The organism is Cryobacterium sp. 10I1, from assembly GCF_035019805.1.
Lineage (GTDB): Bacteria > Actinomycetota > Actinomycetes > Actinomycetales > Microbacteriaceae > Cryobacterium > Cryobacterium glucosi.
In genome coordinates this window covers 1-6465 of sequence record NZ_JASJVF010000188.1, presented here as the reverse complement: position 1 = coordinate 6465, position 6465 = coordinate 1, and the positions used below count along the sequence as shown (strand labels likewise).

General features: G+C 67.7%; 6 protein-coding genes. 3 read left to right on the top strand and 3 right to left on the bottom strand.

Annotation, left to right across the window (positions count from 1 at the left end):
* The 3 genes from QN345_RS14100 to QN345_RS14090 all read right to left on the bottom strand — a co-directional run.
* The coding region (locus QN345_RS14100; RefSeq protein WP_323508773.1) for a putative sulfate exporter family transporter at positions 1-422 on the bottom strand (422 nt) is incomplete at its 3' end.
* A gap of 123 nt (positions 423-545) precedes the next feature.
* Positions 546-1646 carry a fatty acid desaturase family protein gene (locus tag QN345_RS14095; protein WP_134448201.1) on the bottom strand — a complete coding sequence of 367 codons (1101 nt, stop codon included), beginning with the start codon at positions 1644-1646 and terminating at the stop codon, positions 546-548.
* 223 nt (positions 1647-1869) lie between these two features.
* The gene (locus QN345_RS14090) at positions 1870-3417 is read right to left on the bottom strand and encodes a dolichyl-phosphate-mannose--protein mannosyltransferase (protein WP_322136250.1); all 1548 of its coding nucleotides are present in this window, start codon (positions 3415-3417) and stop codon (positions 1870-1872) included.
* Positions 3418-3468: 51 nt separating this feature from the next.
* On the opposite strand from QN345_RS14090, the gene rsmI reads away from it, so the two are divergent.
* The 3 genes from rsmI to QN345_RS14075 all read left to right on the top strand — a co-directional run.
* Positions 3469-4332: a 16S rRNA (cytidine(1402)-2'-O)-methyltransferase gene (rsmI, locus tag QN345_RS14085; protein ID WP_134448205.1), complete on the top strand. Its 864-nt coding sequence runs from the start codon at positions 3469-3471 to the stop codon at positions 4330-4332.
* A 62-nt stretch (positions 4333-4394) separates the two neighbouring features.
* Positions 4395-5957, top strand: coding sequence for a methionine--tRNA ligase (gene metG / locus QN345_RS14080; protein WP_134448207.1), 1563 nt, complete (start codon positions 4395-4397; stop codon positions 5955-5957).
* On the top strand, positions 5950-6465 hold a 516-nt coding region (locus tag QN345_RS14075; RefSeq protein ID WP_323508772.1), incomplete at its 3' end, for a TatD family hydrolase. The genes metG and QN345_RS14075, both read left to right, overlap by 8 nt.

Genomic DNA, 6465 nt, shown 5'->3' with positions numbered 1-6465 from the left:
GCGTGCACGACGGCACTCATGGCGCCGATCGCGGACGCGCCGCAGACCGAGAATCCGGTCGCGATCAGCAGGGGCTGCTGCCCGGGCAGGCCGATCCTCCGACCGAACCACAGCGTGCCGAAGAAGGTGAGAACGACGATCGCGATGGTCGTCGCGATCGTCACCCAGCCGAGGCCGAGGATGTCGACGAGGCTGAGCTTGAGGCCGAGCAGCACGATTCCGAGGCGCATGATGCGTTTGGAGGCGACCGAGAGGCCCGGCGCGAGCACTCCGGTGAGTTGCCGGCGCGCAACCGGCAGTTGGCCGGCGACGATTCCGAACACCACGGCGGCCGTGAGAAGCGGGATCCCGGGGACGAGGGCGTGCACGAGCCCGGCAAGGAGTGCGGCGGCGACCGCGACGAGCACGCCCGGCAGCCACATGGATTCGAGCCTACTCCCGCGTCACCGGCGCCCGTCCCTCACGCCGAGCGCTGGCGTTGCGCCGCTCCGCTGGTGGTGCACCACCCGCGCAACGGCAGAACACCCGCGCTCGGCGGAAAGCCGTCAGCGGTGGTGGAAGCGCGCGACCATGGGGCAGTCGAACGGATCGCGGGCGGCGAGGCCGACCGTGTTCAGGTACTCGATGACGATCCCGTACGACTGGAACAGGCCCGTCTCCGTGTACAGGATGTTGTGCGACTGGCAGTATTCCTTGGTGATCTCCTGCGCCTTCCGCAGGTGCGGGCGGGCCATGTTCGGGAACAGGTGGTGCTCGACCTGGTAGTTCAGGCCGCCCATGAAGGTGTCCATGAAGGTGCCGCCGCGGATGTTGCGCGAGGTCAGGACCTGGCGGCGCAGGAAGTCGACCTTGCTGTCGTGGGGGAGTTGCGGCATCCCCTTGTGGTTCGGGGCGAAGGATGCGCCCATGTAGACCCCGAAGACGGCGAGCTGCACGCCGATGAAGGCGAAGGCCATGCCGAGCGGCAGGAAGTAGAAGATCACGGCGACGTAGAGCACGATGCGGGTCGTGAGCATGCTGATCTCGAGCCAGCGCTTGTCGACCTTGCCGCGGCCGAAGACCGTGCGGAAGCCCTGGACGTGAAGGTTGAAGCCCTCGGCCATCAGGAGCGGGAAGAACAGGTAGCCCTGCTTGCGCGTGACGAACGAGCCGAGCCAGGACACCTTCGCGGCGTCCTCCTCGCGGAAGACGATGAAGTCGGGGTCGATGTCGGGGTCTTTGCCGATCACGTTCGGGTTGGCGTGGTGGCGGCTGTGCTTGTTCATCCACCAGGCGTAGCTGATGCCGACGAAGAGGTTCGCGAGGATACGGCCGGCCTTGTCGTTGGCGGGTCCGGACTCGAACACCTGCCGGTGCGAGGCCTCGTGGGCGAGGAACGCGAACTGGGTGAGGATGATGCCGAGCACGCCGGCGATGATCAGCTGGTACCAGCTGTCGCCGAGGAGCACGAAACCGGTGCCGAGACCCGCAGTTGCGAGGATGAGCATGCCGAAGACGAACCAGTAGAACCCGGTCGCGCGCTTCAGGAGGCCCAGGTTGCGCACAGTGTGCAGCAGCGAGGAGTACTCGGTGGTGGGATTCTTCGAGTCGCCACCCCGACGGGTCTTGACGATGCGCACCGTGGGTGCGACGGATGCTTCCGACATGAGGCCTTTGGTTTGGATCTGGACTTCTCAGTCGGTTCTGGAGCAATCACTCGTGGTGCAGATAGAAGTATCCTACGGGCGCACCCCCGGTCCGTGGGTCGGATTCACAACGGTTTCCCAGTCGCTATATGGCCCAAACGGCATATGAAGAGTCCTCAAATCGCCGAAACGGCACGAAACCGCAGGGTCTCCTTCGCCCGGAATTCCGGGGATCCGGGCGCGGCTATCGCCAGCTCGGCAGCCAAATATGCATCTGCCAGAACGAGAACGGGATCTGCATTCCCGTCCAGAGCGGGTAGAAGAAGGCGCTGACCAGCACCGCAGCCACGAGGTAGCCGATCAGCACACGGATGCCGACGGTCCGGTCCGGTTCGCGCGTCACGGCGTCCGCCCCGACCCCGCCGGTGCCCGGCGCGAGTCCGAGCACGAGACCGATCACGAACGTGAGCGCGAGGATCAGGTACGGCTCGAAGGCGATCGAGTAGAACTGGAAGACCGTTCGGCCGGTGTACATCAGCCAGGGCAGGTACCCGGCGACCATGCCCATCAGAATCAGGCCCACCCGCCATTCCCGGTACCGGGCGAGGCGATAGACGAGGTAGAGCACGGCGGCGGTCCCGGCCCACCAGATCAGCGGGTTGGCGATCTCGGTGATCGCCTCTGAGCAGGTCGAGAAGCTGCAGGTGCCCTCACCGGCCGCAGACGACTGGTAATACATGCTCGTCGGGCGCACCATGAACAGCCAGGTCAGCGGGTTCGACTGGTACGGGTGCGGCGTGACGAGGCCGACGTGATAGGTGTATGCGGCGACCTGGTAGTGCCAGAAACTCTGGACGACATGCGGCACCCAGGCGAATGCCCCGGTCCAGGCCGTCTCGGGTGAGTCTGCCCAGGTGCGGTAGAAGCCGCCCGTGGTGACGAACCAGCCCGTCCACGAGCTGAGGAAGGTCACGACCGCGATCGGCACCATCAGCAGGAAGCTGATCGGACCCTGCTTGAGGATGGCACCGCTCGCCCAGAACGGGATGCCGGCCCGCCGGCGGGTGAGGGCGTCCACGACCACGACGTAGACGCCGAAAGCGGCGAGGAAGTACAGGCCGGACCACTTGACGCTCATGGTCAACCCGAAGGCGAGGCCCGCGGCGAGGAGCCACGGCCGGAACCACATCGCGGGCCCCCAGCCGGGCCACTCGCCCGTCTCCGCCCGTTTCGCCATCCAGGCGGCAAGGCGGGTCGCGTGCCACTCCCGGTCGAGCAGGATCGCCCCGAACCCGAGAAGCGCGAAGAACATCACATAGTTGTCGAGCAACGCCACCCGGCTCATCACGATCGCGTTGCCGTCGATCGCGAACAGGAACCCGCCGATGACCGCGAGCAGGGTCGAGCCGAACAGCTTCCTGATGATGAGCATCAGCAGCACGACCGCGAGAATGCCGATCAGGGCCGTCACGATGCGCCAGCCCCAGCTGTTTCCCGGCCCGAATGCGGCCATCCCGAGTGAGATCAGCCACTTCCCGAGCGGCGGATGCACGACGAACGATCCGACGTCGGTGAAGATATTCGCATTGCCGTTTGCGAAGATCTCGTCGGCCTTGTCCGGCCAGGTGGACTCGTAGCCGTTGTTGAAGAGGCTCCAGGCATCCTTGACGTAGAAGGTCTCGTCGAAGACGAGCGCGTGCGGGGAGCCGAGGTTCCAGAGGCGGAGAACGGAGGCCACGACGACCACGAACAGGGGGCCGGCCCACGGGAACCAGCGGCGTATGAGGAGCACGCTGACCATCGTAGTGAGCGGTGGTTATGCGCGGACTGCGAGACTGGGGGAATGATCATCCTCGCTGCCACCCCGATTGGAAACCTCGGCGACGTCTCGCGCCGGCTGGTCGAGGCGCTCACGACCGCCACGGTCATCGCGGCGGAGGACACCCGCGTCACCGTGCACCTGCTCAAGGCCCTCGCGATCGAGAACCGTCCGCAGTTGATCAGCCTGCACGACCACAACGAACGGGTGAAGGCGGCTGAGCTCGTCGAGCTGGCCCGGGACACCGACCTGCTCGTGCTGAGCGACGCCGGCATGCCGACCGTCTCCGACCCCGGCTTCCACCTCGTCGACGCCGCCGTCGCAGCCGGCGTCACGGTCACCGTGCTGCCCGGCCCGTCCGCAGTGCTCACCGCCCTCGCCGTCTCCGGGCTGCCGACCGACCGGTTCACCTTCGAGGGCTTCCTGCCCCGCAAGCACGGCGACCGGATGTCTGCCCTCCGCGAGGTGGCCGACGAACGCCGCACCATGGTCTTCTTCGAGTCGCCGAACCGGCTCGCCGCCTCCCTCATCGACCTCGCCGAGGTGCTCGGCGCCGACCGCCGCGTCGTGGTCTGCCGCGAGCTCACCAAGTTCTTCGAGGAGGTCAAGCGCGGCACCGCCGCCGAACTGGCCGAGTGGGCGGCAGCGGGCGTCAAGGGCGAGATCGCGATCGTCGTCGCCGGGGCCGAGAAGCGCGTGCTCGACCTCGCGACCGGGGTCGCGGAGGTGCTCGCCCAGGTCGCGGCCGGCGCCCGGCTCAAGGAGGCCGCAGCAGACGTGTCCGCGGTGTCCGGCCTCGGCAAGCGCGACCTCTACGAGGCCGCCCTCGCGCAGAAGCCGGGGGCGCGTGGGCCGGCCGCGCCGCAGCATCCGCCCCTGCCGTTCTGACCCGAACCGAGGCGGGACGTAACCCGGCCCGGGGCATCCGTTGCTCCCAATAGACTGGGGGCATGTCCGCCGGAGCATCCTTTTACATCACCACGCCCATTTTCTATGTGAATGATGTGCCCCACATCGGTCACGCGTACACGGAAGTGGCCGCAGACCTCCTCGCGCGCTGGCACCGGCAGGCCGGCGAGGACGCCTGGCTGCTCACCGGTACCGACGAGCACGGCCAGAAGATCCTGCGGACCGCGACCGCGAACGGCGTCACCCCGAAGGAATGGGCCGACCGCCTCGTCGAGACCGCGTGGAAGCCGCTGCTCAAGACTGTCGACATTCGCAACGACGACTTCATCCGCACGACCGACGAACGCCACGAGGTCAACGCGCAGAAGTTCCTGCAGCACCTCTACGACGCCGGCCATATCTACACGGGCGAGTACGAGGGCTTCTACTGCGTCGGCTGCGAGGAATACAAGCAGCCGAGCGACCTGATCGAGGGCACCGGCGAGTTCATCGGCCAGCAGGTCTGCGCCATCCACTCCCTCCCGGTCGAGCTGCTCCACGAGAAGAACTACTTCTTCCGGATGAGCACCTTCGCCGAGCGCCTGCTCGCCCTCTACGAGGAAGACCCCGACTTCGTCCAGCCCGAGAGCGCCCGCAACGAGGTCATCTCCTTCGTGAAGCAGGGCCTTTCCGACCTGTCGATCTCGCGCTCGAGCTTCGACTGGGGCATCAAGGTGCCGTGGGACGACAGCCACGTCGTCTACGTCTGGTTCGACGCGCTGCTCAACTACATCACCGCCGCCGGTTACGGGCAGGACGACGAGCGGTTCAGCAGGCTCTGGCCGGCCACGCACATCGTCGGCAAGGACATCCTCCGGTTCCACGCCGTGATCTGGCCCGCCATGCTGATGGCCGCCGGGCTCCCGGTGCCGCGCCGGGTCTTCGGCCACGGCTGGTTGCTCGTCGGCGGCGAGAAGATGAGCAAGTCCAAGCTCACCGGCATCGCCCCGAGCCAGATCACCGACACCTTCGGCTCCGACGCGTTCCGCTACTACTTCATGCGCGCCATCAGCTTCGGACAGGACGGCTCGTTCTCCTGGGAGGACCTCTCCGCCCGGTACCAGTCCGAGCTCGCCAACGGCTTCGGCAACCTCGCCTCCCGCGTCATCGCCATGGTCGTGCGCTACTGCGATGGCGAGATCCCGGTCACGACGGCCTTCACCGAGGCGGACGCGGCCATCCGGGCCACCGAGATCCGGGTGACGGATGCCGCGGGCGAGGCCATCTCCCGCCTCGCGATCCACGAGGCGATCGCATCCGTCTGGGAACTCGTCGACGAGCTCAACGGCTACATCACGACCCAGGAACCGTGGGGCCTCGCCAAGGACCCCGCCGACCGCGACCGGCTCGACGCCGTGCTGTTCACCGCCGTGCGCGGCCTCGGCACCCTCGCCGTGCTGCTCTCCCCGGTCGTCCCCGAGGCGTGCGCCAAGCTCTGGTCCGCCCTCGGCGGCGAGGGCCTCGTCACCGACCAGCGCATCGACCGCGCGTGGGAGTGGACCGGAGGCACCCACGTCTCCCCGCTCGAGGCGCTCTTCCCGCGCATCGAGGCGACGGTTGGCTAACGAACCCGTCCGCCAGCGTGAGCAGACCGCCGGCCGCGACCTGAGCTACCCGGCCCCGCCGGAGCCGCTCCCCGTGCCGGTGTACGACAACCACACCCATCTCGAGATCAGCGACGGCGAGCATCCGCTCAGCCTCGCCGAACAGCTCGACCGGGCCGTGAGCGTGGGCGTGCAGGGCGTGATCCAGGTCGGCGGCGACCGGGAGACCTCCCGCTGGTCGGCCGAGGCCGCCGCGAGCGAGCCACGCATGCTCGCGGCCGTCGCGATCCACCCGAACGAGGCACCGGACTACGAGCAGGCCGGCACGCTCGACGACGCCCTCGCCGAGATCAGCGAACTCGCCGGGCGCCCGCGGGTCGTCGCGATCGGCGAGACCGGTCTCGACTTCTTCCGCACCGGGCCGGAGGGGCTCGCCGCCCAGTACCGCAGCTTCGAGGCGCACATCGAGATCGCGAAGCAGAACGGCCTCGCCCTGCAGATCCATGACCGCAACGCGCACGCCGAGGTC

Coding starts and splice junctions, on each gene's coding strand:
- metG (WP_134448207.1), top strand. CDS start 4,395: ATGTCCGCCGGAGCATCCTTTTACATCACCACGCCCATTTTCTATGTG.
- rsmI (WP_134448205.1), top strand. CDS start 3,469: ATGATCATCCTCGCTGCCACCCCGATTGGAAACCTCGGCGACGTCTCG.
- QN345_RS14095 (WP_134448201.1), bottom strand. CDS start 1,646: ATGTCGGAAGCATCCGTCGCACCCACGGTGCGCATCGTCAAGACCCGT.